The sequence below is a fragment of the Microbacterium sp. Y-01 genome (assembly GCF_003856715.1).
Taxonomy (GTDB): domain Bacteria; phylum Actinomycetota; class Actinomycetes; order Actinomycetales; family Microbacteriaceae; genus Microbacterium; species Microbacterium algeriense.
The window spans coordinates 493,239-519,684 of the sequence record NZ_CP024170.1 but is presented as its reverse complement, the minus strand read 5'-3'; the positions used below and the strand labels follow the sequence as shown (position 1 = coordinate 519,684).

Below are 26,446 nucleotides of genomic sequence, written 5' to 3'. Positions count from 1 at the left end.
GGGATGCAGGCGCGCGAAGGCCGTGCGCTCGGCGGGAAGCCGTGCGCTCGGCGGCGCTGGGCGGCGCGGGGATCAGTCGTCGATGACCGTCTCGCGGTCGACCTGCACGACGCGGTCGTGGCGCCGGGCGACGCGCTCGAGGACGAGGCCGACGACCCCGCCCAGGGCGAGGCCGATCGGCACGGTCCACAGCAGCAGGAAGCCGAAGACCTGACCGGGAGGGTAGACGACGTCGAGCGCCTGCGATTCCTCGAAGCTGCCCGTCCAGGTGAGGATGGCGGCGGCGATGATGCCGACCACGACGCCGATGCCCATGAGCACGCCGTACCGCGGCACGCGGCGCACGGTCGCTTCGACGGTCTGGTCGGAATCGGTGGGGGCCATGCATCCATTGTCCCACCGTCGGGCCGGAGCGCGCACCGGTCTCCCCCTCGCCCCCGCCCCGCCCGCTCCCGCCCGCCCGTCCCGCCCGCTCCCGCCCGTCCCTGCCCGTGCATCTGTCGGACGGTTTCACGGATGCAGGGCGGGACGCGGCTGATCCGTCCGACATCCGGACATTGGCCCGACATCCGTGCAGAGCCACGAGCGGACGTGCCGGATGGACGAGACGGGGGACGGGAGGGGACGGGATGGGAGCGGGTGGGAGGGCCCTCCGTGTGGAGGGCCCTCGGGGTCAGGCGGTGGGGGTCGCCTCGGAGTCGTCCGCGCGGTTGCGGCGGGCGATCAGCACTCCCCCGGTCGCGGCGAGCGCGACGACGACGAGCCCTCCGACGATCCACGGCCACACCGGCGCGCCCTCCGCCGTGGCGGGTTCGGTCGCGGCGGTGACGGTCGCCGTCGTCTCGGCCTCGGCGTCGACCTGCTCCTCTGTGGCGATGCCGCAGTCCGCGTTCACCGGGATCACGGCGGAGACCGGATCGAGGGCCTCACCGGCGGCGTACGTGCCGAAGGCCGCGGCCCCCGCCTCGGTCAGCGTCGTCGGGAGCGCGTCGAGCGAGAGCGCCCCGTCTGCGACCGCTGCGTCGCCGAGGGGGAACTCCGCGAGGCGGACGCCCTTCTGATCGACGCTGTCCCCGCCCTGGGTGGTGCCGGTCACGTCGAACACGATGTACCCGGTGTCGCCGGCGAGTTCGAGCCGTGCGTTCGCGAGGGTCGTGTTCAGCGCTCCGTCATGGCCGGTGAAGGTGATGCTGCCGCCGTAGGAGATCTGCCCGGTGAGTGTCTCGTCGTCGAACGAGCCCGTGCCAGCGCCCCACGCGTAGGCGGGGTACTCGTAGGAGACGTCCGTGAGCGCCCACCCTCCGCGGGCGATGCCCTCGATGTAGGTGCGGAACGACTCCTTGTATCCCCAGGTGAGCGAGGCACCGTCGACCGTGCACGCACCCATCACGGTCGTGGCTCTGTCCAGGGTGAAGACGAGCCCGCGGTCGACCGACCCCTGGAAGGTCAGGGTGTGCTCGCCGTCCTCGAGACCGGCGGGGAGCGACCCCGTCCAGGTCGCCACGCCGTCGGCATCCGCGGTCACCGTGTCGAGCAGCACCGGCGAGGAGTACACGACGACCTGGATGCCCTTCTCGCCCGCCTGGAATCCGGATGCCGACACGACGGCCTGCCGGCCGGCTGCGAGGGCCGCGAGGTTCTCCTCGTCGATGTCGATCCCGGCCGTCGCGGGTGCCGCGGCCGGAAGGGTCTTCTTCACCGCGACGGCGGCGACGGCGACGGTGCCCGTGGTGCCGGTCGGCGCCGCGGCGACGGAGCCGATCGTGAACGACACGGGGTTCAGCGTCGTGCTGTAGCCCGAGAGCACGCGATCGCGTCCCGCGGCCGTCAGCGCCGCCGGAGCCGCGGCGTACGAGACCGCGCCGTTCGCCGTGGTGCGCACGGCACGGGTGAGGTCGAGCGTCGCGAACGGGATCTGCTCCCCGCCGTTGGTGACGGTCAGGGTCGCGGAGCCCGCGGAGGTGATGCGGATCTGGGGGTTCGACACCGTCACGTCGAGGACGCCGTGGTGTCCGGTGAAGCGCACGGAGCCGCGATACACGACGCTGCCGAGACCCGTGCCCGGGTCGAAGTCGCCGCCGACGGTCTGCCCGAACTGGAACTGACCGCCGGAGCGCGTGGCTCCGTTCGACACCTCGATGGCGCCCTGCGCGATCGGGCCCGTGACATAGTTCGCGAACGACGAGGAGATCGCCCAGCGCAGCGAGCCGCCTGGCACGCTCGCTGGCGGGGTGGCGGGCTTCGCCGGGGTCGTCGGCTTCGTGGGCTCGGTGGGCTTCTCGGGCTCCGTCGGAGTCTCGCCGCGCAGCGCCTTCCAGTGGGCGTCCGTGATCGTCACGGCGCCCCGCGCGTGGATGGTGTCCGCCGTCGGCATCGTGTGCTGCTGCCACACGATCACCTCGTAGGACTTCGCGGGGTCGAGGCTCTTCGCCGCCGCGGTGAGGTCGACGGAGAAGACGCCGAAACCGATGTCGCGCACGTACTGCATCGCGAGGAACCCGCCACCGGCGGTGACATCCGCCTCCGTGCCCGCCTCGATCAGCGCGACGTAGACGCCGGAGACATCCGCGAGACCGGATGCGGATGCTGTGACGGTCAGACCGTCCTTCGCGGTCGCGGACTTCACGGCGACTGCGACGGCGGGGCCGGGAGCCGCCGGCTGCAGCGCTTCCCAGTGCGCATCCGTGAGGACGACGGTGGTGCGGGCGTAGATGGTCTCCGCGCCCGGCATCGTGTGCTGCTTCCAGACGATGACCTCGTACGCCTTGGTCCGGTCCAGTGTCTCGGCGGCAGCCGTCAGGTCGACGCTCAGCGCGCCGCCGGTGATCGGCCGCACGTACTCCATCGCGAGGAATCCGCTGCCGGTGGTGACCTGGGCCTCCGTGCCCTTCTCGATCAGCGCGACGTAGGCGCCGGGGATCGCTCCGAGGTTCGACGCGGATGCCGTGATGCTCAGGCCGTCCTTCGCGTTCGCGCTCTTGACCGTGGCTGTCACGGCGGAGTGCTCGCCGTAGTTCAGGGCGACGCTGCGCTCCTGTGCGGCGTTGACGACTCCTCCTGCCGCGTAGGTGTAGACGCCGTAGGAGCCGGGCGTCGCCGTGGTGTCCTTGAGCGTCAGCGTGGTCTGGAACGTGCCGTCGGCGGCGATGTCGACCCACTGCGCGCGAATCGCAGCCTGGTACTGCGCCGGGACCTGATCGAGCACGCCCTCGGCGAGCGCCCACACCTGAGCGCCGACGGCTCGGCTCGACGACGCGGCACCTGCGGACGGCTGCCACACGGAGGCGAAGTTGCCGAACACCACGTACGTGCCCTGCGGCAGATGCTTCGGGCTCGGAGCACCGCGGCCGCCGACGTTCGCCGTCGGGTCATAGCCCGAGCCCTTCACGACGACCTCGTCTCCCGCTGTCAGCGCGACACCCGCTGCCGGCGTCGTGCCGTCGGCCAGGAACACGTCGAGCTTCGCGGATGCCGGTTCGGGCTCGCCCGGGTCCGTACCCGGCTCGGTCCCCGGCTCCGTGCCCGGATCGGTACCGGGATCGGTCCCGGGGTCCGTGCCCGGGTCCGTGCCGGGGTCGGTGCCGGGATCGGTGCCGGGATCCGTTCCCGGCTCCGTGCCAGGATCCGTTCCCGGCTCCGTACCCGGCTCCGTACCCGGCTCGGTCCCCGGCTCCGTGCCGGGATCCGTTCCCGGCTCCGTGCCAGGATCGGTCGGTGCCGGGCCGAACACCGCGTCCCACTGCTGCGCCGAGACGGAGACGTCACCGCGACCGTAGATCGTGGCCTCACTCGGGTTCGAGTGCTTCTGCCACACGAGCACCTCGTAGGTCTTCGTCCGATCCAGAGACCCGGCGGGGGCGACCAGCGCGAACGAGCTCTCCCCTCCGGCGACGGTCGGCATGATGAACGCCGCGTATCCGCCGCCGCCGCTGAGCCCCGCCTCGGTGCCCTTCACGATGAGCGCCGCATAGGCCCCTGCGACCTCCGGCAGCCCCGCCGCCTGCACCTGCACGCTCAGGCCGGCGGCGTCGGACGAGGAGACGGTCGCCGCGACGGTGGCCCCGTCGGCACGCGCGGGCGGCACGATCACCGCTCCGGCGGCGATCAGGAGGAACGAGACGAGGGCGGCGAGCAGCACGCGTATGCGTGAGCTTGCGGACGATGCTGTGGCAGTGGGATTCACGATTCTCCACGGCTCCGGGCACGCAGAAGGCACGCGTGCCGCGGTGCCGCAATGCGGTCGAACGACAGGGAAAGTTTGGTTAGGCTTGGCTAAGCAAGCCGCCGATCCCGAGCGTAGGGCGGCAAGCTGGTGCGCGTCAAGTTTTAGGATAGCCTTGCCTAATGCGTCGCGTCCTCGCTCTTCTCTCCGTCGCCGCTCTCGCCCTCGGACTCGCCGCGTGCGCCGATGCGGGTCCGAGCGACACAGCACCCGCTTCCGCGTCCGCCGACGACATCTGCCCGCAGGCGTCGGTCCCGCTCGCCGCGCTGCCCCTGGTGGCGGACGTGCGCGCTCACACGGGTCCATCCACCGCATGCCTGTCCAGCCACGCGATCGAGCCCGTCGACGACGAATCCGCTCCGCAGCTCCCGGTGACGCTGATCGACAGCGAGGGCCACGACGTCGAGATCGACGACGTCGACCGCATCCTGCCGATCGACATCTCCGGCACCATCGCCTCGACCGTCTTCGCCCTCGGGCTCGGGGATCAGGTCGTGGGCCGCGATGCGTCGACGACCTTCACGGGAACCGAGGACCTGCCCGTCGTCACCCAGGCGGGGCACACGCTGAATGCGGAGGCCATCCTCGAACTCGCCCCGACCGTGGTCCTCACCGACACCACGATCGGCCCGAAGGAGGTCCGGCAGCAGCTGCGTGACGCGGGGATCGCGGTGGTCGTGATCTCCAGCGACCGCCGCCTCGACACCACGGACGAGCTGGTGACCGAGATCGCCACGGCCCTCGGCGTGCCGTCGCGGGGCGAGGCCCTCATCGCGCGCCTCGATGCCTCCGTCGACGAGACCCTCGCCGAGATCGCAGCGGTCACCCCCGCGTATGCGGCCGACCGGGCGCGGATGCTGTTCCTCTACGTGCGCGGCAGTGCGAACGTCTATTACATCTTCGGGGAGGACTCCGGCGCCGACTCGCTGATCGACGCGGTCGGCGGGATCGACGTCGCGGCGGAGATCGGCTGGGAGGGCATGAAGCCCATGACCGCCGAGGCCCTCGTCGCCGCACGACCCGATGTCCTGGTGATGATGACCGACGGCCTCGAGTCGGTCGGCGGGATCGACGGACTCATCGAGCGGATCCCCGCCGTGGCCGAGACCCCTGCCGGAGCCAACCGCCGGGTGATCGACATGGCGGACAGCGAGATCCTCAGCTTCGGTCCGCGCACCGCCGATGTGATCGGCGCGCTGGCCCGAGCGCTGTACGCCCCCGAGTCGGCGCAGTGACCGGCGAGGTCGTCACCCCCACTCCGGCGCGACACCGCGGGCTGCGCTTCGGACTCGTCACGGTCGGTCTGATCATCGCTCTCGGGATCACCGGTGTCGTGTCGATCACGAGCGGACAGTACGACCTCTCCCCCGCATCTCTCCTCGGGGTCCTCCTGCGCGGCATCGGCATCGACACGGCCTGGGCGCCGGAGGCAGCCACCGACCACGGCGTGATCTTCAACCTGCGGATGCCGCGCATCGTGCTCGGGCTCCTCGTCGGCGCAGCCCTGGCCGTCTCCGGTGTGCTGATGCAGGCGATCTTCGGCAACCCGCTCGCGGACGCCGGCGTGGTCGGTGTCTCCTCGGGCGCCGCGCTCGGAGCGGCCGCCAGCATCACGTTCGGCCTCGCGACCTTCGGGATGTGGACCACACCTGCCTTCGCGTTCCTCGGCGGTCTGATCGCGGTGTTCTCGGTGTACTTCATCAGTCGTTCCGGCGGACGCACCGAGGTCGTGACCCTCCTGCTCACGGGCATCGCGATCAACGCGATCGCCGGCGCGGGGATGGCGTTCCTCACCTTCCTCGGCACCACGTCCACGCGCGAGCAGATCGTGTTCTGGCAGCTGGGTTCGCTGAACGGCGCTCTGTGGTCGAACATCCAGCTCGTCGCACCGCTCGTGCTGATCGGGATCGGCGTCGCACTGATCGTGGCACCCAGCCTCGACCTCTTCGCCCTCGGCGAGCGCACCGCCCGCCACCTGGGCGTCCGCGTCGAGCTGCTGCGCGTCACGGTCATCGTCACGGTCGCGTTGCTGGTGTGCGCCGCGGTCGCGTTCGCCGGCATCATCGGCTTCGCGGGGCTCGTCGTGCCGCACCTGATGCGCATGATGATCGGTCCGGCTCATCTGCCCCTCGTGATCGCCTCGGCTCTCGGGGGTGCGCTGCTCATCGGGGTCGCCGACCTCGTCGCGCGCACCGCCGTGCCGCTCGCGGATCTGCCGATCGGCATGATCACCTCTCTCGTGGGCGGGCCGTTCTTCCTGTGGCTGCTCGTGCGCACACGCCGTCGCTCCGGAGGGTGGGCATGACCGTGCGGCTCCGCGGGACGGGGCTCACCGTGCAGGTCGGCGACGGACGGAGGATCCTCGACGACGCCTCCATCGAGATCCACGCCGGGGAGGTGCACGCGCTCGTCGGCCCGAACGGCGCGGGCAAGTCGACCCTGTTCGGGGTGCTCGCCGGTGATGTCATGGCGCAGACCGGAACCGTGGAGCTCGACGGGCGGTCGATCGACCGGATCAGGCCGCGCACGCTCGCCCAGCAGCGCGCGGTCCTCCTGCAGGAGAACACCGTCACGTTCCCGTTCAGCGCCGAGCAGGTCGTGCGCATGGGACGGACGCCCTGGGCGCGCACCCCCGAGGCCGAGGAGGATGACGGGGTCGTGGCGGCGGCGATGGCGGAGACGGAGGTGACCGGGCTCCGGACCCGAGCGGTGCCGTCGCTGTCCGGCGGCGAACGCTCCCGCGTCGCGCTGGCTCGGGTGATCGCGCAGAGCACCGGCATCCTGCTGCTCGACGAGCCGACGGCCGCGCTCGACCTGAAGCACCACGAGGATGTCATGCGGCTGATCCGGAGTCGGGCGGACACCGGCGTGGCCGTCGCGATCGTGCTGCACGACCTCAACGCCGCACTCGCCCACGCCGATCGCGTCACGCTGCTCGCCGACGGCCGGGTCACGGCGACCGGGGCCGCGGCCGCGGTGCTCACCGCCGCGCGGATCGAGCAGGTCTACGGGCAGGCGGTCGACGTGTTCCCGCACCCCGCGACCGGGGTGCCGCTCGTGGTGGCGCGCCGCTGACCCGCCCGCAGGCGGCGGCCGGGCCCTACGCGTCCCCGTCGCGCAGGGAGCGGATCATGCTCCGCAGGATCTTCAGCGCTCCCGCCCGCTCCGCCTCGGTCATCCCCGACAGCATCCTGACCTCGACCGAGCGCACCGCCGCGCTCGCCTGCTCCAGGCTCTGACGCCCGCGAGGGGTGAGCCGGGCCGGGAGGGCCTTGCCGACGGGCGCCGCCTCCGGACGGGTGACGTAACCGTCGCGCTCGAGCGCCTGGAGCAGCACATTCATGGACTGCCGTGTCACGAAGGCTCCGCGGGCGAGCTCGGAGTTCGACAGGCCGGGCCGCTGCGCGAGCAGCTCCAGGCAGGAATAGTGCGTGATGGTCATCCCGAGCGGGCGCAGCACCTCCTCCATCGCGACACGCAGAGCGCTGGACGCCTCCTTCAGCAGATAGCCGAGCGAGGTGTCGAGGTCGATGCCGGCGCGATCTTGACTCATGTCAGTATTCTGACATACGCTGGTTCGTGTCAGAAAACTGACACGAACCAAAGGATGCCACCCATGCCCGTCACCGGCCCCGACTTCCTCTCCCTGCAGGCACGCGACCTCGCCGCCTCCCAGGCGTTCTACGAGCGCTACCTCGGCCTCGTCCGCTCCCCTTCCGGACCTCCGCACGCCGTGGTGTTCGCGACGACCCCGATCGCCTTCGCCCTGCGGGACATCGCTCCGGGCACCGACCTCGCCGGCGTCGACCAGCCGGGCATCGGCGCAGCCATCTGGCTCCATGCGACCGACGTGCAGGCCATCCACGACGCCCTCGTCGCCGACGGCCACACCATCGTCATGGACCCGATCGACGGCCCCTTCGGGCGGACCTTCACGTTCGCCGACCCGGACGGCTACCGGATCACCCTCCACGACCGCGCCTGATCCCGCGGCCCTGCCCCGCTACGGCCGGAGCGGAAGCACGCCGGCGAGGTCGGCCCGCGTACCGGAGGCCTGGATGCGTCCCGAGGACGCGGCATCCGCCCACGCCTCCGCTCCGGTCGACACGGCGATCCAGGTCGCGGCATCCATCTCGACGACGTTCGGCGGCGTGCCGCGGGTGTGGCGCGGACCCTGGATGACCTGCACCGCCCCGAACGGCGGCACCCGCACCTCGACGCTGTTGCCCGGTGCCTTCTCGTCGAGCAGCTGCAGCAGGTAGCGCACCGCGGTGGCGAGATCGGTGCGAGCGGGCTTGGCACCGGCGGCGTTTGCTGCCCGCACGGCATCGAGGGCGGACCGCCCGTCGACGATGTCGATCTTCTTGGCCATTCCCCCACCATAGAACCGCGACCCCGCACCCTGGTCATAAGCTCGGAGGCATGAGCATGCATCCGCAGGGCGCCAGAGCGGACTTGCTCGCCGCCGCGGAGGATCACTCCTGGAGCGTGCCGATCCCGCCGCTCGCCGATCCGGGCAGCGCGCACGACGCCGCCGTGCTCATCCTGTTCGGGGTGCTCGACCAGGTCCCGGCGCCGACGGTCGAGGCCGCGGTCGCACGCGACCTCGACGTTCTGCTCCAGCGCAGGGCGCCCACCCTGTCCTCGCACCCCGGACAGGTGTCGTTCCCCGGCGGACGCGCCGAGCCGGAAGACGCCGACCTCGTCGCCACCGCGCTCCGCGAGGCCGAGGAGGAGACGGGCCTCGATCCCGCCGGCGTCGAGGTGCTCGCCACCCTGCCCGTGATCCCGCTCGCCGCGAGCAACCACCTCGTGACTCCCGTGCTCGCATGGTGGCAGTCGCCGTCGCGCGTGGTCGCCGTGGACCATGCCGAGACCGTCGAGGTGTTCCGCGTTCCGGTCGCGCAGCTGCTGGATCCCGCCACCCGTTTCACCTCGACCCTGACACGGATGGGGCGCACGTTCCGCGGACCGGCCTTCGACGTCGACGGAACCATCGTGTGGGGCTTCACCGCGATGGTGCTCGACGCCCTCTTCGACGCGGCGGGCTGGACCGTGCCGTGGGACGCGACGACCGAGCGGCCGATCGAGCTCTGACGCCACGCACCGAAACGCGGCAGGTGAGCCTCGGTAGTCTGGACGGGTGAAGATCCTCGTCCTCGGTTCCGGTGCCCGTGAGCACGCGATCATCCTCGCCCTGCGGGCAGAGCAGACGGAGCACGAGATCTTCGTCGCTCCGGGCAACGCCGGCATCGCGCAGGATGCCACCCCCGTCTCGCTCAACCCTCTCGACGGAGCAGCGGTCACCGCTTTCGCGCACGAGCACGCGATCGACCTGGTCGTGATCGGCCCGGAGGCTCCGCTCGTCGCGGGAGTCGCCGATGCCCTGCGTGTACGCGGCATCCCGGTGTTCGGACCGGGCAAGGCGGCCGCGCAGCTGGAGGGCTCGAAGTCCTTCGCCAAGCGGGTCATGGATGCCGCCGGGGTTCCGACCGGGCGCGCCGTGCGTGCCGCGACCACCGCAGAGGTCGACGCCGCCTTCGATCAGCTGGGCGCCCCATTCGTGGTCAAGGCCGACGGTCTGGCCGCAGGCAAGGGCGTGATCGTCACCTCCGACCGCGCCGAGGCGCTGGCCCACGCCGAACAGTACCTCCCCGCGGGTCCGGTGCTGATCGAGGAGTTCCTCTCCGGCCCCGAGGTCTCGCTGTTCTTCCTGAGCGACGGCGACACCGTGCGCGCGCTCAGCCCCGCGCAGGACTTCAAGCGCGCCCTCGACGGCGACGCCGGGCCGAACACCGGCGGCATGGGCGCTTACTCCCCGCTGCCCTGGCTTGCCGAGCAGTTCGGCAGCGAGCAGGCCTTCGTCGAGGAGGTCACCCGCGACGTCGCTCTTCCCGTGGTGCGCCAGCTCGACGCCGAGGGCACCCCGTTCATCGGACTCCTCTACGCCGGGCTGATCCTGACCCCCGCCGGCGTGCGCGTGATCGAGTTCAACGCCCGCTTCGGCGACCCCGAGACGCAGATCGTGCTCCCCCGACTGGTCACGCCCCTGTCGCAGCTGCTGTTCGCCGCGGCATCAGGCACGCTCGAGGACCAGCCGGACCCGGTGTTCAGCGACGACGTCGCGATCACGGTCGTGCTGGCGAGCGAAGGCTACCCCGAGTCGCCGCAGACCGGTCGTCCGATCGAGGGCCTGGAGGATGCCGTGTCCGTCGAGGGCGTCCGCCTCGTCCACGCGGCGACCGCGAGCCCCGATGCCCCGGGCGGATCGCTCATCGCGACGGGCGGCCGCGTGCTGAACGTGGTGGCTGTGGCCGCGGACTTCCGCACCGCGCGCGACCGCGCCTACGAGGCGATCGGCCGCATCCGCCTCGACGGCTCCCACTACCGCACCGACATCGCCGCCCGCGTCGCCGAGTAACCCGCCCTCCGGCACAGCCGCACCCCCGTCGCCGAGCCCCGTCGCCGAGCCCCGTCGCCGAGCGCGTCGCGGCATCGCCTGCGCACCGCCTGCACAACGTCGGAGATCGCAGCCGTCCGCCGGCAGACCGCTGGCACAACTTCGGAGATCGCAGCCGACACGCCGTCAGACCGAACGGATCGTCGGCGTGTCGCGTCGGATCTCCGAAGTTGTGCGGCTCCGAAGTTGTGCAGCTCCGAAGTTGTGCGGCTCCGAAGTTGTGCGCGCCGGGGTCAGAGGACCTTGGAGAGGAAGTCCTGCAACCGCTCGTTCTTGGGGGATCCGAAGAGCTCGGCGGGGGCGGCCTCTTCGACCACGACGCCGCCGTCCATGAAGACGGTCCGGTCGGACACCTCACGGGCGAAGCCCATCTCGTGCGTCACGAGCACCATCGTCATGCCGCCATCGGCCAGGTCGCGGATGACCTGCAGCACCTCGCCGACCATCTCCGGGTCGAGAGCGCTCGTCGCCTCGTCGAACAGCATGATCTCGGGATCCATCGCCAGCGCCCTGGCGATCGCCACGCGCTGCTTCTGTCCGCCGGAGAGCGACGCCGGCTTGGCGTCGGCCTTCTCCGACAGCCCCACCCGCTCCAGGAGCGACAGCGCCCGTTCGCGCGCCTGCGCCTTCGACAGCTTCCCGCACTCGACGGGGGCGAGCGTGATGTTCTCCAGCACGGTCATGTGCGGGAACAGGTTGAAGTGCTGGAACACCATGCCGATGCGCTGGCGGACCTCGTCGAGCTTGACGCTCTTGTCGGTGAGGTCGACGCCGTCGATGATGACGTGTCCGGACGTGGGCTCTTCCAGCTTGTTCAGGCACCGCAGGAGGGTCGACTTGCCCGAACCGGACGGGCCGATCACCGCGACGACCTCCCCGTCCGCCACCACGAGGTCGATGCCCTTGAGCACCTCGTTGTCGCCGAAGGACTTGTGCAGGTCTCTGACCTCGATCTTGCTCATGCGTTGAACGTCCTCTCCAGGCGATTCGCGAGCAGCGTCAGCAGCGTGATCACGACGAAGTAGATGATGGCGACGACCGTCAGCACCTGGGCCGACAGGTACGTCGAGGCGATGATCTGGCGCGAGACGAAGGTGAGTTCGGCGAGGCCGATGACGCTGATCAGCGAGGTGTCCTTGAGGGTGATGATGCCCTGGTTCACGAACGACGGCACCATGATGCGGAACGCCTGCGGGAGCACGACCTTCTGCATGGTCTTCCAGTGGCTCAGGCCCAGCGAGCGCGACGCCTCCGCCTGGCCGGGGTCGACCGCCTGGATACCTCCGCGGATGATCTCCGTCATGTACGCGCCGGTGTTCAGCGACAGGGTGATCGCACCGGCCACGAACGGGTCGAACTTGAGGTCGGGGATCAGCTGCGGGATGGCGAAGAACACGAAGAACGCCTGGATCAGGATCGGCGTCCCCCGGAAGATGTAGACGTAGGCGGTCGCGATCCAGCGGAACGGCGCGATCTTGGAGATGCGCCCGAACCCGAAGATGACGCCGAGGATGAACGCCGCGATCACCGCGACGATCGTGGCGAGGATCGTGAGCCACAGACCCTGCATGAGCGCGGGCCAGTAGGTCACCGCGACGGAGATGATGTCGGTGGGCTGCGCCTCCTGCGCGTCGTCACCCGACGCGAGGTAGGTGTCCACGATCTCGTCGTACTCGCCGGAGTCCTGCAGGTCGGCGAGGCCGGCGTTGAACATCTCCAGGAGCTCGGCGTTCTCGCCCTTGTTGACCGCGAAGCCGTACTCGCCGCCGAGCGCGGGCTCGCCGACGAGTCGGAAGCCCGACCCCTGCTGGATGCCGTAGGCGAGCACCGGGAAGTCCTCGAAGTAGCCGACGGCCTGACCGGCCTTCACGGCGTCGACCATGTCGGTCGTGTCCTGGTAGGGCGTGACGCGGAAGCCGTACTCGTCGGCGTTCTCCTCGGCGAAGGTCTGCCCCTGCGTTCCCGTCTTGACGGCGACGGTCTTGCCGTCGAGGTCGTCCAGGGACTCGATGTCGCTGGACTCCAGCACGCCCAGCTGCACGCCGCTCGTGAAGTACGGATCGCTGAAGTCGAAGGTCTGCTGACGAGCGTCGGTGATCGACATCCCCGCCATCACCGCGTCGACCTGGTTCGACTGCAGCGCCTGCACGGCGGCGTCGAACCCGAGCTGGCGGATCTCGACCTCGAAGCCCTGATCCTTCGCGATCGCGCGGAGCAGGTCCATGTCGATGCCGACGAGATCGCCGTCCGCGTTCGTGAACTCGAAGGGTGCGAACGTGGTGTCGGTGCCGATCACGTACTTCTCGCCGTCGTCCGCGGCGTTGGCCGGCGCGACCCCGGCGAGCACGGCGCCGACGGCGACGAAGGCCGCGAGCGCGGTCGCACCGACGGTACGGGTCAGGCGGCGCAGGCGGCCGGGCGCGGAGGATGGATTTCGGCTCACGTCGAGCTCCTCGTGGTTCGAAAAGGGGCGACCCGGCGGTCGCCGACCATCCACCCTAACCCTGCGCGGACGGACGACCGGAATTCCGGTGAGGCCCGTGGCCGTGCGGATCCCCGCCTTCCGGAGCCTTCGAGATCAGCTCTCGGCGAGCTCGATCCAGTACCGCCGCACCTGCGGCTGCCCGGGCTCCGGGGCGTCGCTCACATCCTCGAGCACACCTCCAGCGCCCTCGATCGTGCGGATGGACCCGACGTTGTCGTCGTCGCACGTGAGCAGCACACGGTCGTACCCCTCGGCCGCGGCGCGGCGCAGCGCGAGGCGGAGAGCCTCGCGCACGATCCCCTCGCGTCGGCGGGACGGGATCACGGAATAGCCGATGTGTCCGCCGAACCGGCGCAGATAGTCGTTGAGCTCGCGACGGAAGGAGAGGAAGCCCACCACCTGATCGTCGTCGGTGATCCAGAAGTAGTCGCAGGGGACGTGACCATCGGGAAGTTCCGCACCGGGCGTCGCATACAGCTCGGCCCGCGCGATGAACGCCTCGCCCGCAGCCCGGTCGGGGACGAAGCCCTCCTCCAGACCGCCGCCGTCCACATGTCCGCCCTCGAACTCGCCCACGGCGGAGGCCCAGGAGTCGAGGAGGTCGATGGTCGGTCGGGTGAGTGCGATCGTCATCGCCTCAGCAGACCAGATGCCGGGCCCGTCCGCAAACCGCGACGGCGCAGATCCGCACCGAGGTCGCAGCGGATCCGGAGATTCCCTGCGACCCGGTGCGGATCTGCGACGTGATGCCGAGCGACTACTCGGCGGACGGTTGCACGGCGCGCGCGTCGGGAGCCGAAGCATCCGCCCTGTCGTACCGGCCGAGGAACAGCGAGGCGATCAGGGCGACCAGGATCACGCACGCGGGCAGCAGGATCGACTGCGCCATGCCGGCCGCGAACCCATCGGCCACCTGCGGGGGCAGCGAACCTCCGCCGATGCCTGCCGGCGCATCGGACAGCCCCGGCAGGTTCGCCTCGAGCCGCGACTGCATGAACGCGGCGATGGAGGCCGAGCCGATGACGGATCCGATCGTCCGTGTCGTGTTGTAGATGCCCGCGCCCGCGCCCGCCTGACGCGGCGGCAGCTTGCGGGTCGCCGTCGTGGCCAGCGGACCCCACATGCCCGCGTTGCCGATACCCATCAGCGCCGAGGGCAGCAGGAACATCCAGATCGGGGTGTCCATGTTGATCAGGGCCGAGTACCAGACCAGCGCACCGGCGACGCAGAGCAGACCCGGGATCAGGATGATGCGCGGGTCGACGCGATCCAGGATCTTTCCGGCGACCGGAGCCAGGACGCCGGACAGCACGGCCATCGGGATGAGGAGCAGCGCCGCCTGCGTGGGGGTGAGTCCACGGGCCGTCTGCAGGAAGAACATCATCGGCAGCGACATGCTCGTCACCGTGAAGCCGACCGCGGCGATCGCGACGTTCGCCCCGGAGAAGTTCCGATCGCGGAAGAGCTCGAGCGGGACGAGAGGTTCACTGCGGGTCTTCGCCTGCTGGAAGATGAACAGCCCGAGCACCACGAGACCGACGATGATCAGGCTCCACACGGAGACGGGACCCCAGATCACGCCCCAGTCGTACTTCTCGCACTCCTGCAGCCCGAACACGATGAGGAACAGGGCCACGGCGCTCAGGATCACGCCCACGACGTCGAAGCGGTGCGGGTGCGTCGCGAGCTTCGGCACCAGGCGCCAGGCGAGCACGAACGCGACGATGCCGACCGGGATGTTCACGAAGAAGATCCACTCCCAGCCGAAGCCGTCGACGAGCAGACCGCCGACGAGCGGACCGACCAGGGTCGCGACACCGGCCGTCGCACCCCAGAGGCCCATCGCAGCGCCCCGACGCTCGGGCGGGAAGGTGCGCGTGATCACGGCCATCGTCTGCGGCGTCATGAAGGCGGCACCCAGGCCCTGCACGGCGCGGGCGGCGATCAGCATGCCGAGCGAATCGGACAGACCGCACCAGAGCGAGGCGAGCGTGAAGACCGCGAGCCCGATCAGGTAGATGTTCTTCGGCCCGAAGCGGTCGCCCAGGCGTCCGGTGATCAGCAGCGGCACGGCGTAGGCGAGCAGGTAGGCGCTCGTGACCCACACGACGTTGTCGAGGTTGTTGGTGTTCGGGTCGAGCGCCGCCTTGATGGCCGGGTTCGCGACCGAGACGATCGTCGTGTCGACGAGGATCATGAAGAAGCCGATGACCAGCGCCCAGAGGGCGGGCCAGGGACTGGTGGGCTTGTGCCCGACGGAGTAGGTGCCGGTCGACGGACCGGAGGTCGAGGGCGCGGACACCGGCGGGCGGTCTCCGTCGCGAGGGGAATCGGTCATTGCTGTGCGGCCTTTCGCTGAGCGCGGTAGCGGTCTGAGTTCGGGAATGCCGTGGGACCCCACGGCACGGCTTGGGCTTCGAGACGGTCGAGAAGGGAGTCGAGCCAGCGGAGCTCGGCGTGCAGGAGGGCCTCCTGCCGCTCGATCTCGACGAGGACCTGCTCCGGCACGCTCTTCTCCCGCGCCCCGCGGAGACCGTCACGGTGGCGGGCATGATCCTCGACGAGTGCGCTCCTCCGGGCGCGCAGCAGGTCGACGGTCTCGTCGCGCTCGAGGTTGTGCGCCTCGGCGAGCGCGATCCGGAAGTCGGCGGGGCGGTCGATGCGCGGCAGTTCGCGTCGCACCCAGGTGACCACGGCGTCGCGTCCTGCGTCGGCCAACGTGTAGGTCGTGCGTTCGGGTCGGTTGCCCTCGCGATCGATCCCCAGCTCCTCGATCAGTCCGGCCCGATGCAGGCGAGAGACCGTGTGATAGAGCGTCCCGTTGGTGATCGTGATCAGCCGATCATCGTGCCGGGCACGCATGAGCCGCACCATCTCGTAAGGGTGCATGTCGCCTTCTCGCAGCAGCGCGAGAACCATCACTCCCATGGGAGTGAGTCGATCGACGGCATCCTTCTTCATGTTCCACCTCAAATAGTCCATGTGGACTATACGCTCTTTTCCGACGACAGGCCAGACCCCGCAGCTGCCTACCCGGCGGCAGCCGCGAGCTGCGCTCCGGTGAGCGGACGGTCCGCGTACACGAGGCGCCGGACCGACGGATCGGGGTTGCCCGCGTCCGCGGTCCGATGCACGAGAGCGAGCCCCGCCTTCTCGGCCACCCGGGCCGAGGCACGATTGTGCTCGACGAGATACGCGATCACCGGACGGGCGGGGTCGACTGCGTGCGCGCGTTCGACCGCGGCCGAGGCGAGCTCGGTGGCGTAGCCCTTGCCGTGATGATCGGCCGACAGCCGGTATCCGAGGTTCCACACCTCGCCACCCAGCAGCGTGCAACCGCCGTTGCCGATCAGCTCGCCCGTGGCGCGCAACCGCACCGACCACGAGCCCAGCCCCGCGGTCTCCCAGCTCTCCTCCCAGTGCGCCATCCGGGCTGCGGTCTCCTCGCGCCTGCGGTGCCGGAGACTCGGGTAGTGCGTCCACACCCGAGGGTCGCTCGAGATCGCGAAGAGGTCCTCGAGGTCGTCGGCCGTCGGTCGCGAGAGGCGCAGTCGAGGCGTGAGCGTATCGGCGGTCATGCGAACAGGCTAGGACCCCCCTCCGACGGCGCGGGGGCGACGGACATCTCGGCGGGCGCGACCGCCCGGAACCGGGATAATGGGCGGGTGAGCACTCCTTCTGAAGGCACGGCACAGAGCATCCCCGGGTGGCGACACCTCTACTCCGGCAAGGTCCGCGACCTGTACGCCTCGGAGGATCCCGCAGACACGCGCATCCTCGTCGTGGCGTCCGACCGCGTGAGCGCCTTCGACTTCGTGCTCGAGCCCGGCATCACCGACAAGGGGGCGCTGCTCACGCGGCTCAGCCGCTGGTGGTTCACGCAGCTCGCCGACTTCCCGAACCACGTCGCCGAGGGGGAGCTGCCCGACGTCGTCGCCGACCGCGCCATGCTCGCGCAGTCGCTGGAGATGCTGCCGATCGAGTGCGTCGTGCGCGGCTACATCACCGGCTCCGGATGGGTCGAGTACCAGGAGAGCGGGACGGTGTGCGGAATCCCGCTGCCCGCCGGACTGAACAACGGCGACCGGCTGCCCGAGCCCCTGTTCACCCCGGCCTACAAGGCGCCGATGGGCGAGCACGACGAGAACATCACGTTCGACCGTGTCGTCGAGCTCGTCGGCGCCGAGCGCGCGGCCGAGCTGCGCGACGCCTCCCTCGCGATCTACGCCAAGGCCGCAGCCATCGCCGAGGAGAAGGGCCTGATCCTCGCCGACACCAAGTTCGAGTTCGGCACGGACGCCGACGGAACCCTGCGCCTGGCCGACGAGGTGCTCACGAGCGATTCGTCCCGCTACTGGGATGCCGAGGCCTGGCGCACCGGCACGACTCCCGGCGAGCGGATGGCGAGCTTCGACAAGCAGATCGTGCGCGACTGGCTCGCCGCCAACTGGGACAAGCAGGGCGAGCCGCCGCTGCTCCCGGACGACGTGGTCGAGCGCACCGCCGACCGCTACCGCGAGCTGATCGAGCGCCTCGGCGCCTGACACCCGTCAGCGCCGACCAGACCGACTTCCTCGACGAGACGCACGTCGGCATGGACGAAGTCCCGGCCCTCCTCCAACGCGGCGAGGCGCCGCCGAACGGCATCTTCCACCGCGCCGATCGTTCAGTGAAAACTCAGGAATCGATAGTGTTGCTCCGGCACTCCTGCCATCCCCCGAACCCTGAGGAGCCCGCATGGCCCTGTGGAAGCTGCACGGAAACGGCCGCACGGTCGAACCCGGCGCCGTCGTCGCCCCCGAAGAGCGTCTGAGCTGGCCCGCGACGATCGCGATCGGCGCTCAGCACGTCGTCGCGATGTTCGGCGCCACGTTCCTCGTGCCGACCCTGACGGGCTTCCCCGTCTCGACGACACTGCTGTTCAGCGGTCTCGGCACGCTGATCTTCCTGCTCATCACGAAGAACCAGCTCCCCAGCTACCTGGGCTCGTCGTTCGCCTTCATCGCCCCCATCACGGCGGCCGTGGCCGCGGGCGGCACCGGCTCCGCACTGGCGGGCGTCGTCGCGGTCGGCCTGCTCCTCGTGGTCGTGGGACTCGTCGTGCAGTTCGCCGGGCTGCGCTGGGTGGACGCGCTGATGCCTCCCGTGGTCGCGGGAGCGATCGTCGCCCTCATCGGGTTCAACCTGGCCCCGACCGCGTGGAGCAACTTCGCCCTCGACCCGATCACCGCGACGATCACCCTCGTCGCGATCATCCTCTTCGCCGTCCTCTTCCGAGGCTTCCTCGGCCGCATCTCGATCTTCCTCGGCGTCGCGGTCGGCTTCATCTACGCGGCCTTCGCCGGTTCGTTCGACGTTCCCAATGAGCTCCGCGGGGGCAAGACGCCGGCCGAGCTGATCTCCGACGCCCCGTGGATCGGGCTGCCGCACTTCCAGTTCCCGGACTTCGTCGAGCCGAACACCTGGTCGACCATCGCGATGTTCCTGCCGGTCGTGCTGGTGCTGATCGCGGAGAACGTGGGTCACGTGCGCGGCGTCGCGACCATGACCGAGGATCCCTCGATCAACAAGCACACCGGACGGGCGCTCATCGCCGACGGCGTCGCCACGACCGTCGCCGGCGGCTTCGGCGGGTCCGGCACCACGACCTACGGCGAGAACATCGGCGTCATGGCGGCGACCCGCGTCTACTCGACAGCCGTGTACTGGGTCGCCGGACTGTTCGCGATCCTGCTGGCGTTCTCCCCCAAGGTCGGCGAAGTGTTCAACTCGATCCCGGCGGGCGTGCTCGGCGGTGCCACCACGGCGCTGTACGGTCTCATCGGCATCATCGGCATCAAGATCTGGGTCGACAGCCGCGTGGACTTCTCCCGCCCGGTGAACCAGTACACCGCCGCGGTCTCGCTCGTGATCGGCATCGCCGGGTTCTCGATGCAGCTGGGCGACTTCGCCTTCGGCGGCATCGTGCTCGGCACGGTCGCGGCCCTTCTCATCTATCACCTGGGCAACCTGATCGCCCGCGCCCGCAAGACCGGCGCCGACGACCCGCGTCCCCTCGAGCCCGTCGGCCCCCTCGGCGGCGACCCCGAGTAGTCCTCACCCCACCCGCACTCCCGTGTCCCGCACTCCGGCGTGCGTGCGGGGCCGGGGGTCCGGGGCGGGGAGCCCGGCCTAAGTCAGGCGATGGTGGCGAGGACCGCGTCGGCGGAGACCGCGGCGGCGAGGGCGACACGCTGCGACAGGGTGCCGGCGCGGTGCGCGGTCACGGTCGTCTCCATCTTCATGGCGTCGAGCACCGCCACCGGATCGCCCTCGGCGACACTCGCACCCTCATCGGCCAGCCAGCGCACCAGCGTTCCGGGCACGGGCGCGCGCAACTCGGACGGATCTGCAGCGGGTGCCGCGTTTGCAGGTTTCCCGGACGCGGCGAATCCCGCGAGCAGCGCCACCGGCAGACCGAGCATGACGCGACGACCGTCGATCTCGACGGGGAACCGCTGCAGCGCGGCATCCGGGACCGCGGCCGGACGCGACTGCACCTCGCCCTTCGGCAGGAGTGTGCTCTCGATCCACTGCGTGTGCACCGCGAACGTGTCGGTCGCGAACGCCTCGTCGTCGAGAGCGACCAGGTCGAACGGGATGACGGTCGCCGGCCCCTCGACGGTCAGTTCCCGCAGGGCGCGTCGGGCCCGCACCAGCGCGTCGTCCCGGGATCCGGCGTGCACGATCAGCTTGGCGATCATCGAGTCGAAGGCCGGCTGCACGACATCGCCCTCCTCGATCCCGCTGTCCCAGCGCACACCCGGTCCTCCCGGGATGCGCAGACGATCGACGCGGCCGGGACTGGGCAGGAATCCGCGCCCGGGGTCCTCGGCGTTGATCCGGAACTCGAAGGCGTGCCCGGCGGGCTCCGGTGTGTCGGTGAACGACGGGCCTTCGCCGAACGCGATGCGGAACTGCTCGCGCACGAGATCCGTTCCGGTCACGGCCTCGGTGATCGGGTGCTCGACCTGCAGACGGGTGTTCACCTCGAGGAAGGAGATCGTGCCGTCGGCGGCGAGCAGGAACTCCACGGTCCCCGCCCCGCGGTACTGCACCTCGGCGCAGATCGACCGCGCAGCGTCGTGGAAGCGCGCACGCTGCTCCGCCGTCAAGCCGGGGGCCGGTGCCTCCTCGATGAGCTTCTGGTTGCGGCGCTGCAGCGAGCAGTCGCGGTCGCCGACCACGACGACGCCGCCGGCCCCGTCGCCGAGCACCTGGACCTCGATGTGCCGCGGACTCTCCAGGAAGCGCTCCACGAAGCACTCGCCCCGGCCGAACGCGGCGACCGCCTCCCGGGTGGCCGCGTCGAAGGCCTCGGCGACGTCGGACAGCTCGCGCACCACCTTCAGGCCGCGTCCGCCACCGCCGAACGCCGCCTTGATGGCGATCGGCAGTCCGTGCTCCTCGGCGAAGGCCACCGCCTCCGCAGGGCCGGACAGCGGCTCGTCGGTGCCCGCGGCGAGAGGAGCCCCGACGCGCTGGGCGATCTGGCGCGCGGTCATCTTGTCCCCCAGTGCGTCGATGCTCTCGGGCGAGGGGCCGATCCAGACGAGCCCCGCGTCCTCGACCGCACGGGCGAACGCTGCGCTCTCGGACAGGAAGCCGTATCCCGGATGCACGGCGTCGGCGCCGGACCGGGCCGCGGCGTCGAGCAGCGTCTCGACGGACAGGTACGTGGCGGCGGCGGTGTCTCCGTCCAGTCCCACAGCCTCATCCGCCAGGCGCACGTGCAGGGCATCCGCGTCCTGATCGGCGTACACCGCCACGGAGGTGTATCCGGCTTCGGCGCAGGCGCGGACGATGCGCACCGCGATCTCGCCGCGGTTGGCGATGAGCACCTTGGTCATGAGGACTCCTTGAGGACGAAGCGGATCCGCGCCCCGGGCGGGAGCTGGCCCGCGAGGTCGAGGCTGCGATCGGTGACGGCTCCGATGATCGGGTAGCCGCCGGTGAGGGGATGGTCGGGGAGGAAGAGCACGGGCTGCCCGTCCGGCGGAACCTGGATCGCCCCGGTGACCGCCCCTTCGCTGGGCAGCTCTCCCGAGCGGGATCGTTCCAGCGGCACGTCGCCGTGGAGCCGGATGCCGACGCGGTCGGAGCGCGGCGTGATGGTCCACTCCTGCGTCGTGAGCGCGTCGAGCGCAGCGGGCGTGAACCAGTCGTCCCGGGGGCCGAGCGTGATCTCCAGGTCGACCAGGTCGCCGGGAGCCGGGAGGGCGCGCGGCACCGGGAGCGGTTCGACGGAGTGCGGGGCGTCGGCGCCGATCGCGACCGCGTCGCCGGCGGCGAGCGCGGCCGGCCCCAGCCCGGCGAGGGTGTCGGCTGCGCGGCTGTCGAGCGCGGGTGCGGCGGCGATGCCGCCGCGGACGCCGATGACGTAGCGGAGTCCGTGGCTCGGGTGGCCGAGGGTGAGCTCGTCGCCGTCGACCGTGGCGAACGGCATGCCGGGGGCGACGTCGCGGCCGGTTCCCTGGGCGTCGGTGAGGAGCAGGTCTCCGACGGCACCGGTGACGACGGCGACACCCTCGCCGTGGAAGCGCAGGACGGCGCCGCCGACGCTCTCCAGCACCGCGGCCTCGGCTCGGTTGCCCACGGCCCGGTTCGCGTCGCGCATCGCCTGCCTGTCCGCGGCGCCGGAGGCCGAGACGCCGAGCGCCGCGTAACCGGGGCGGCCGGCATCCTGCACCAGCAGCTGCAGCGAGGGGCGCACCACCTCCACCGCGGGTGAGCGCGGATCGTCGGACGGCGTGGGCGCCTCGCTCCGGTCGTCGCGCGGGTTCGGGCCGCCCGCAGAAGAAGGTGACCCCGATCCCGCCCTGATCGCGTCGCGCTCGGCGCGGGTGAAGCGCACGAGCGCCCCCGGGGAGAGGAGTGCCGGCGGATCGCGGTCGATGTCCCACATCGCCGCATCGGTCCGACCGATCAGCTGCCAGCCTCCGGGGCTCTCCCGCGGATACACCCCGGTGAAGGCCCCGGCCAGTGCGACGGAACCGGCGGGGACGCGGGTGCGCGGAGAGGATCGTCGCGGCACGTCGAACAGCGGATCCCCGCTCACCACGTATCCGAAGCCGGGCGCGAAGCCGGAGAAGGCGACCTGCCAGTCGGCGGCCAGGTGTCGGCGGATGAGCTCGTCCGCCGAGACGCCCAGCAGAGAGGCGGCCTCGTCGAGGTCTTCCCCGTCATATCGGACCGGCACCGTCACCTCGCCGGCGCTCGGGAGGTCTCCGGTGCCGATCTCGGTCGCCGCGAGCACGGCGGCGAGCTCCGACGCGGAGGTGCGCAGGGGGTCGAACCGCACGAGCACGGTGCGTGCGCCGGGGATGCGCTCGACCACCCCGGGCACGCCGTCCCAGGCGAGGTTCAGCCGCATGGCCTCGTCGAGGTCGTGCGCCTCGACGAGCAGGGCCCGGTCGGATGCCGTGAGGATGCGCATCAGACGAGGAACTCCGCATCGGGGACGTCGGTGATGAACATGTATCCGGGAGCGTGCGTGACGGCGAACGGCGGCTTGGACGCCATGATCGCCGCCTGGGGGGTGACGCCGCACGCCCAGAAGACCGGGATCTCGCCGTCGCGGAGTTCGGGCGCATCCCCGAAGTCCGGGCGCGACAGGTCGGCGATGCCCAACGAGGCAGGGTCGCCGACGTGCACCGGAGCGCCGTGGACGGCGGGGGTGCGTCCGGAGATCTGCACCGCGTCCGCGACCCGATCGGCGGCGATGGGCCGCATCGACACCACCATCTCGCCCCGCAGCCGCCCGGCGGGGACGCAGTCGACGGAGGTGCGGTACATCGGGACGTTGCGACCGAGCTCCTGGTGCCGGATCGGGATGCCCGCCTGCACGAGGCCGGTCTCGAAGGTGAAGCTGCAGCCGATCAGGAACGCGACCAGGTCGGGGTGCTCGTCCCACGCCGCGCGCGCGTCGGCCACCTCCTCGGCCAGTTCGCCGTCGCGCCAGATGCGGTAGCGGCCGATGTCGGTGCGGATGTCACTGCCGGGCGCGAGCGCGGATTCGACCTGCCCCTCCTCGATGACCTCGAGCACGGGGCACGGCTTCGGATTGCGCTGCGCGTACAGCAGCGTCTCGAAGGCCCAGTCGGCGGGCACGGCGATCAGATTGGCCTGGGTGAGCCCGGGGGCGACGCCGCTGGTCGGCGCTGCGCTGCCCGCGCGATGGGCGGCACGGGCGGCGCGGGCGTCGGCGAGCTGCTGCGCTGTGGCGAGGACGCTCATGTCAGGCCTGCACGAAGGATGCGATCGCGATGCCCTCGGCCTGCAGCAGGCGCTTGGTCTCCGCCGCCATCTCCACCGAGCCGGGGCTGTCCCCATGGACGCAGATGGACTGCGCCGCCACCCGCACATCGGTGCCGTCGATCGCGCGGATCACCCCGTCGGCGGCGAGGCGCACCATGCGCTCGGCGACCTCGGACGGGTCGTGCAGCACCGCCCCGTCCTCGGTGCGGGAGACCAGCTGGCCGTCGGGCTGGTAGGCGCGATCGGCGAAAGCCTCGGCAGCCACGGCGAGACCGGCCTTCTCGGCGACGTCGAGCACGACCCCGCCGGCGAGACCGAGCAGGACCAGGCTCGGGTCGATCGCGCGGATCGCCGCCACAACGTCCTTCGACTGCCGTTCGTCGCGCGCGATCGTGTTGTACAGCGCCCCGTGCGGCTTGACGTACGCGACCCGTCCGCCCACCGCGGCCGCGAGTCCGAGCAGAGCGCCGAGCTGATACTCGACGTGCCCCTGCAGGGTGGTCGAGTCGATGTCGACCTTCGTCCGGCCGAAGTTCTCGTAGTCCCGGTAACCGGGGTGGGCGCCGATCACGACCCCGCCCCGGACGGCGGAGGCCAGGGTCTCCCGGATGCCCTCGGGGCTTCCGGCGTGGAAGCCGCAGGACACGTTCGCGCTCGTGACGAGACGGAGCATGCTCTCGTCATCGCTCACGACCCGATCGGGGACGTTCTCCCCGAGGTCCGAGTTCAGGTCGATGGAGGTCATGCGATCACGCTCCGATTCCGAGGAAGGCGAAGATGGGGCCGACCGAGACGACACCCATGTACCAGGTGAGCAGGGTGACGACCGTGCCGGCGATGAGCAGCCACAGCGGGTACTTCTTGGCGCCGAGCAGGTCGCGACGGAACCATCCGATGTACATGAACACCGTCAGTCCGATCGGCAGGATCAGGCCGTTGAACCCGCCGACGAAGACGAGGATCGCGGCGGGAGCGGTGCCGATCGAGAGGTACACGATCAGGGACACGACGATGAAGGCCACGGTCGCGAGCTGCAGCGACCAGCCGCCCGTGAACCGCTTCGCGAACGTCGACAGGAAGGTCGCCGAGGTGTAGGCGGCGCCGATGACCGAGCTGATGGCCGCGGCCCAGAAGATCGCGCCGAAGATGCGCAGGCCGGCGTCGCCGAGCACCGCACCGAAGGCCTGGCCCGCGGGGTTCGCACCCTGACCGGAGAGATCGAGGGTGACGCCGGAGGCCACGACTCCGAGAATCGCGAGGAACAGGACGTAGCGCATGATGCCCGTGACGAGGATGCCGTTCGCAGCCGCGCGCATCACGGGACCGGCCTGCTGCGGCCCGGTGTGCCCGGAGTCGAGGTAACGGTGCGCACCGGAGTAGGTGATGTACCCGCCCACGGTGCCACCGACGATGGTCGTGATGGTGGCGAAGTTCAGCTCGTCCGGGACGAAGGTCTGACGCAGGGCCTCCCCGATCGGCGGCTGGGCGACGAAGGCCACGATCAGCGTCATCACGATCATGCCCAGACCGAGGACGACGAGCACGATGTCCATCACGCGGCCCGCCTTCTTGATCAGGAAGATGATGATCGCGAGGACGCCGGTGAGGACGCCGCCGAGCTTCGGGTCGATGCCGAGCAGGGCGTTCAGGCCGAGGCCACCGCCGGCGATGTTGCCGATGTTGAACGCCAGGCCGCCGATGACGACGAGCACCGCGATCACATGTCCGGAGTAGGGGATGGCGCTGTTGGCGAGCTCGCCCGCGCGCTTGCCGGAGGAGGTGATCATGCGCCAGATGTTCAGCTGCACGGCGATGTCGACGAGGATCGACACGAGGATCGCGAAGGCGAAGGCCGCCCCCATCGTGGCGGTGAAGGTCGCCGTCTGCGTGATGAACCCCGGGCCGATGGCGCTGGTGGCCATGAGGAAGATGGCGCCGATGACGGCGCTGCGGCCTGCGCGCTTCTTGGCGACGGAGACGCGGGCTTCGTCCTCCGGCGAGAGGGAGGCAGTGGACTGTTCAGACATGGAGGGGGATTCCCATCGTCGTTGGTGGGTGTCGGGTGACCCCCAGTGTAGAACGGATACAACCCGATTGTTCAACAATAATGTTACGCCCGTGCTACAACGCCGTTGCTTTCGTGTGTGCATCCTCGCCTCCCGCGCAGACGATCCGGCGGACGCCCGCCTACGATGAAGGCATGAACCAGCAGGGCGTGCTCGCCGACGTGCTTCGTCAGCGGATCATCGACGGGGATTTCGCGCCGGGATCCCGCCTGTCGGAATCGGCCCTCGCCGAGCAGTTCGACGTGTCGCGCAACACGCTCCGCGAGGCGTTCCGCGTCCTGGCCGAACAGGGACTCGTCGAGCACATCCCCCACCGCGGCGTCTCGGTCGCCTCGCCCACCATCGCCGACGTGATCGACATCTACCGCGCCCGGCGGGTCATCGAGTGCACGGCGCTGCGCCAGTCCGAGCCGCAGCACCCGGCGGTGCAGCGGATGCGCGACGCGCTCGCCGAGTCCGAGGAGCAGCTCCCGCGCGAGGACTGGCAGCGGGTCGGCAGCGCGAACATGGCCTTCCACGACGCGATCGTCGCCCTGGCGGACAGCGCCCGTCTCGCCAGGACCTACCGCGACGTGGCCGCCGAGCTGCGGCTGGTGTTCCTCGAGATCGACGACCCCCGTTCGCTGCACGAGCCCTTCGTCCGCCGCAACCGCGCCGTCCTCGAAGCGCTGCTCGAACGGGGACCCGACGCCGCGGCCGAGGAGCTCGAGCGCTACCTCACCGCCTCGGAGCGCAGCGTGCTGGGTGCTTTCGCCCGCATGGGTCACGCCTGACCCCGCACCATCAGCGAAAACCGGCTCACCCTTTCGACCAGTCATGCCCTGGTGATTGTTGACCTGAGTACAGAAATCTGTGAACGAGCCGTGAGATCGCTTGCCGCCGCATGGACGGCGTGCTTACCGTGAGCGGACTTCGGC

24 protein-coding genes are annotated in these 26,446 nt (G+C 70.6%); 9 read left to right on the top strand and 15 right to left on the bottom strand.

Annotated features, from left to right (window positions below):
* Positions 1 to 72: 72 nt before the first annotated feature.
* Complete coding sequence (locus tag CSX12_RS02450) at positions 73 to 384, bottom strand: potassium transporter Trk (protein WP_124894728.1); 312 nt, start codon at positions 382 to 384, stop codon at positions 73 to 75.
* A 289-nt stretch (positions 385 to 673) separates the two neighbouring features.
* Positions 674 to 4,138 (bottom strand): HtaA domain-containing protein, encoded by a 3,465-nt coding sequence (locus CSX12_RS18810; RefSeq protein ID WP_124894727.1) that lies wholly within the window; start codon positions 4,136 to 4,138, stop codon positions 674 to 676.
* Between the two features lie 206 nt (positions 4,139 to 4,344).
* Between CSX12_RS18810 and CSX12_RS02440 the strand changes: the two genes are divergently transcribed.
* Genes CSX12_RS02440 through CSX12_RS02430 form a run of 3 tightly spaced genes read left to right on the top strand, consistent with a single transcriptional unit; the run spans position 4,345 to position 7,297 of the window.
* Positions 4,345 to 5,457: an ABC transporter substrate-binding protein gene (locus tag CSX12_RS02440; RefSeq protein WP_124894726.1), complete on the top strand. Its 1,113-nt coding sequence runs from the start codon at positions 4,345 to 4,347 to the stop codon at positions 5,455 to 5,457.
* Positions 5,454 to 6,527 carry an iron ABC transporter permease gene (locus tag CSX12_RS02435; protein WP_124894725.1) on the top strand — a complete coding sequence of 358 codons (1,074 nt, stop codon included), beginning with the start codon at positions 5,454 to 5,456 and terminating at the stop codon, positions 6,525 to 6,527. The genes CSX12_RS02440 and CSX12_RS02435 overlap by 4 nt, the downstream gene beginning before the upstream one ends.
* Positions 6,524 to 7,297 carry a heme ABC transporter ATP-binding protein gene (locus CSX12_RS02430; protein WP_124894724.1) on the top strand — a complete coding sequence of 258 codons (774 nt, stop codon included), beginning with the start codon at positions 6,524 to 6,526 and terminating at the stop codon, positions 7,295 to 7,297. Before CSX12_RS02435 ends, CSX12_RS02430 begins: the two co-directional genes overlap by 4 nt.
* Before the next feature lie 25 nt (positions 7,298 to 7,322).
* Here CSX12_RS02430 and CSX12_RS02425 read toward each other — a convergent pair whose 3' ends face one another.
* Entirely contained in the window at positions 7,323 to 7,775 is a 453-nt protein-coding gene (locus CSX12_RS02425; protein ID WP_124894723.1) for a MarR family transcriptional regulator, read from the bottom strand.
* A 63-nt stretch (positions 7,776 to 7,838) separates the two neighbouring features.
* On the opposite strand from CSX12_RS02425, the gene CSX12_RS02420 reads away from it, so the two are divergent.
* The gene (locus tag CSX12_RS02420) at positions 7,839 to 8,207 is read left to right on the top strand and encodes a VOC family protein (protein WP_017204282.1); all 369 of its coding nucleotides are present in this window, start codon (positions 7,839 to 7,841) and stop codon (positions 8,205 to 8,207) included.
* Between the two features lie 18 nt (positions 8,208 to 8,225).
* Here CSX12_RS02420 and CSX12_RS02415 read toward each other — a convergent pair whose 3' ends face one another.
* Complete coding sequence (locus CSX12_RS02415; RefSeq protein ID WP_017204281.1) at positions 8,226 to 8,594, bottom strand: sterol carrier family protein; 369 nt, start codon at positions 8,592 to 8,594, stop codon at positions 8,226 to 8,228.
* A gap of 50 nt (positions 8,595 to 8,644) precedes the next feature.
* On the opposite strand from CSX12_RS02415, the gene CSX12_RS02410 reads away from it, so the two are divergent.
* Both CSX12_RS02410 and purD read left to right on the top strand, forming a co-directional pair.
* Positions 8,645 to 9,319: a CoA pyrophosphatase gene (locus CSX12_RS02410; protein WP_017204280.1), complete on the top strand. Its 675-nt coding sequence runs from the start codon at positions 8,645 to 8,647 to the stop codon at positions 9,317 to 9,319.
* 46 nt (positions 9,320 to 9,365) lie between these two features.
* Positions 9,366 to 10,643, top strand: coding sequence for a phosphoribosylamine--glycine ligase (gene purD, locus CSX12_RS02405; RefSeq protein ID WP_124894722.1), 1,278 nt, complete (start codon positions 9,366 to 9,368; stop codon positions 10,641 to 10,643).
* Positions 10,644 to 10,915: 272 nt separating this feature from the next.
* On the opposite strand, the gene CSX12_RS02400 is transcribed toward purD, so the two are convergent.
* The 6 genes from CSX12_RS02400 to CSX12_RS02375 form a co-directional block, all read right to left on the bottom strand.
* A complete protein-coding gene (locus CSX12_RS02400) occupies positions 10,916 to 11,644 on the bottom strand; it encodes an amino acid ABC transporter ATP-binding protein (RefSeq protein ID WP_124894721.1) in 729 nt (242 codons plus the stop codon).
* On the bottom strand, positions 11,641 to 13,125 hold the full coding sequence (locus CSX12_RS02395; RefSeq protein WP_124894720.1) for an amino acid ABC transporter substrate-binding protein/permease: 1,485 nt from the start codon (positions 13,123 to 13,125) through the stop codon (positions 11,641 to 11,643). The genes CSX12_RS02400 and CSX12_RS02395 overlap by 4 nt, the downstream gene beginning before the upstream one ends.
* 135 nt (positions 13,126 to 13,260) lie before the next feature.
* Entirely contained in the window at positions 13,261 to 13,800 is a 540-nt protein-coding gene (locus CSX12_RS02390) for a GNAT family N-acetyltransferase (RefSeq protein WP_124894719.1), read from the bottom strand.
* A gap of 124 nt (positions 13,801 to 13,924) precedes the next feature.
* Positions 13,925 to 15,505, bottom strand: coding sequence for an MFS transporter (locus CSX12_RS02385; protein ID WP_277425109.1), 1,581 nt, complete (start codon positions 15,503 to 15,505; stop codon positions 13,925 to 13,927).
* A complete protein-coding gene (locus CSX12_RS02380; protein WP_241160546.1) occupies positions 15,502 to 16,149 on the bottom strand; it encodes a helix-turn-helix transcriptional regulator in 648 nt (215 codons plus the stop codon). The genes CSX12_RS02385 and CSX12_RS02380 overlap by 4 nt, the downstream gene beginning before the upstream one ends.
* 47 nt (positions 16,150 to 16,196) lie before the next feature.
* A complete protein-coding gene (locus tag CSX12_RS02375; RefSeq protein ID WP_124894718.1) occupies positions 16,197 to 16,745 on the bottom strand; it encodes a GNAT family N-acetyltransferase in 549 nt (182 codons plus the stop codon).
* Between the two features lie 87 nt (positions 16,746 to 16,832).
* Between CSX12_RS02375 and CSX12_RS02370 the strand changes: the two genes are divergently transcribed.
* The gene (locus tag CSX12_RS02370; protein WP_017204272.1) at positions 16,833 to 17,711 is read left to right on the top strand and encodes a phosphoribosylaminoimidazolesuccinocarboxamide synthase; all 879 of its coding nucleotides are present in this window, start codon (positions 16,833 to 16,835) and stop codon (positions 17,709 to 17,711) included.
* A 193-nt stretch (positions 17,712 to 17,904) separates the two neighbouring features.
* Entirely contained in the window at positions 17,905 to 19,260 is a 1,356-nt protein-coding gene (locus tag CSX12_RS02365) for a solute carrier family 23 protein (RefSeq protein WP_124894717.1), read from the top strand.
* Positions 19,261 to 19,343: 83 nt separating this feature from the next.
* Here CSX12_RS02365 and CSX12_RS02360 read toward each other — a convergent pair whose 3' ends face one another.
* From CSX12_RS02360 to CSX12_RS02340, 5 genes are read right to left on the bottom strand one after another with little or no spacing between them, the layout of a single operon-like run.
* Positions 19,344 to 21,056: a biotin carboxylase N-terminal domain-containing protein gene (locus tag CSX12_RS02360; protein ID WP_124894716.1), complete on the bottom strand. Its 1,713-nt coding sequence runs from the start codon at positions 21,054 to 21,056 to the stop codon at positions 19,344 to 19,346.
* Positions 21,053 to 22,642 (bottom strand): urea amidolyase family protein, encoded by a 1,590-nt coding sequence (locus CSX12_RS02355; RefSeq protein ID WP_124894715.1) that lies wholly within the window; start codon positions 22,640 to 22,642, stop codon positions 21,053 to 21,055. The genes CSX12_RS02360 and CSX12_RS02355 overlap by 4 nt, the downstream gene beginning before the upstream one ends.
* Positions 22,642 to 23,442, bottom strand: coding sequence for a putative hydro-lyase (locus CSX12_RS02350; protein WP_124894714.1), 801 nt, complete (start codon positions 23,440 to 23,442; stop codon positions 22,642 to 22,644). Before CSX12_RS02350 ends, CSX12_RS02355 begins: the two co-directional genes overlap by 1 nt.
* Before the next feature lies 1 nt (position 23,443).
* Positions 23,444 to 24,208: a 5-oxoprolinase subunit PxpA gene (locus tag CSX12_RS02345; RefSeq protein WP_124894713.1), complete on the bottom strand. Its 765-nt coding sequence runs from the start codon at positions 24,206 to 24,208 to the stop codon at positions 23,444 to 23,446.
* A gap of 4 nt (positions 24,209 to 24,212) precedes the next feature.
* Positions 24,213 to 25,490: an NRAMP family divalent metal transporter gene (locus CSX12_RS02340; RefSeq protein ID WP_017204265.1), complete on the bottom strand. Its 1,278-nt coding sequence runs from the start codon at positions 25,488 to 25,490 to the stop codon at positions 24,213 to 24,215.
* 173 nt (positions 25,491 to 25,663) lie between these two features.
* Here CSX12_RS02340 and CSX12_RS02335 point away from each other — a divergent pair, with 173 nt between their 5' ends.
* Positions 25,664 to 26,302 carry a GntR family transcriptional regulator gene (locus CSX12_RS02335; protein WP_017204264.1) on the top strand — a complete coding sequence of 213 codons (639 nt, stop codon included), beginning with the start codon at positions 25,664 to 25,666 and terminating at the stop codon, positions 26,300 to 26,302.
* Positions 26,303 to 26,446 lie beyond the last annotated feature (144 nt).

Excerpts from the sequence above, each read along its gene's own strand:
- CSX12_RS02450 (WP_124894728.1), bottom strand. The coding sequence starts at position 384 with ATGGCCCCCACCGATTCCGACCAGACCGTCGAAGCGACCGTGCGCCGC.
- CSX12_RS02440 (WP_124894726.1), top strand. The coding sequence starts at position 4,345 with ATGCGTCGCGTCCTCGCTCTTCTCTCCGTCGCCGCTCTCGCCCTCGGA.
- CSX12_RS02430 (WP_124894724.1), top strand. The coding sequence starts at position 6,524 with ATGACCGTGCGGCTCCGCGGGACGGGGCTCACCGTGCAGGTCGGCGAC.
- CSX12_RS02425 (WP_124894723.1), bottom strand. The coding sequence starts at position 7,775 with ATGAGTCAAGATCGCGCCGGCATCGACCTCGACACCTCGCTCGGCTAT.
- CSX12_RS02420 (WP_017204282.1), top strand. The coding sequence starts at position 7,839 with ATGCCCGTCACCGGCCCCGACTTCCTCTCCCTGCAGGCACGCGACCTC.
- CSX12_RS02415 (WP_017204281.1), bottom strand. The coding sequence starts at position 8,594 with ATGGCCAAGAAGATCGACATCGTCGACGGGCGGTCCGCCCTCGATGCC.
- CSX12_RS02410 (WP_017204280.1), top strand. The coding sequence starts at position 8,645 with ATGAGCATGCATCCGCAGGGCGCCAGAGCGGACTTGCTCGCCGCCGCG.
- CSX12_RS02400 (WP_124894721.1), bottom strand. The coding sequence starts at position 11,644 with ATGAGCAAGATCGAGGTCAGAGACCTGCACAAGTCCTTCGGCGACAAC.
- CSX12_RS02390 (WP_124894719.1), bottom strand. The coding sequence starts at position 13,800 with ATGACGATCGCACTCACCCGACCGACCATCGACCTCCTCGACTCCTGG.
- CSX12_RS02385 (WP_277425109.1), bottom strand. The coding sequence starts at position 15,505 with ATGACCGATTCCCCTCGCGACGGAGACCGCCCGCCGGTGTCCGCGCCC.
- CSX12_RS02380 (WP_241160546.1), bottom strand. The coding sequence starts at position 16,149 with ATGGACTATTTGAGGTGGAACATGAAGAAGGATGCCGTCGATCGACTC.
- CSX12_RS02375 (WP_124894718.1), bottom strand. The coding sequence starts at position 16,745 with ATGACCGCCGATACGCTCACGCCTCGACTGCGCCTCTCGCGACCGACG.
- CSX12_RS02365 (WP_124894717.1), top strand. The coding sequence starts at position 17,905 with ATGGCCCTGTGGAAGCTGCACGGAAACGGCCGCACGGTCGAACCCGGC.
- CSX12_RS02360 (WP_124894716.1), bottom strand. The coding sequence starts at position 21,056 with ATGACCAAGGTGCTCATCGCCAACCGCGGCGAGATCGCGGTGCGCATC.
- CSX12_RS02355 (WP_124894715.1), bottom strand. The coding sequence starts at position 22,642 with ATGCGCATCCTCACGGCATCCGACCGGGCCCTGCTCGTCGAGGCGCAC.
- CSX12_RS02350 (WP_124894714.1), bottom strand. The coding sequence starts at position 23,442 with ATGAGCGTCCTCGCCACAGCGCAGCAGCTCGCCGACGCCCGCGCCGCC.
- CSX12_RS02345 (WP_124894713.1), bottom strand. The coding sequence starts at position 24,208 with ATGACCTCCATCGACCTGAACTCGGACCTCGGGGAGAACGTCCCCGAT.
- CSX12_RS02340 (WP_017204265.1), bottom strand. The coding sequence starts at position 25,490 with ATGTCTGAACAGTCCACTGCCTCCCTCTCGCCGGAGGACGAAGCCCGC.
- CSX12_RS02335 (WP_017204264.1), top strand. The coding sequence starts at position 25,664 with ATGAACCAGCAGGGCGTGCTCGCCGACGTGCTTCGTCAGCGGATCATC.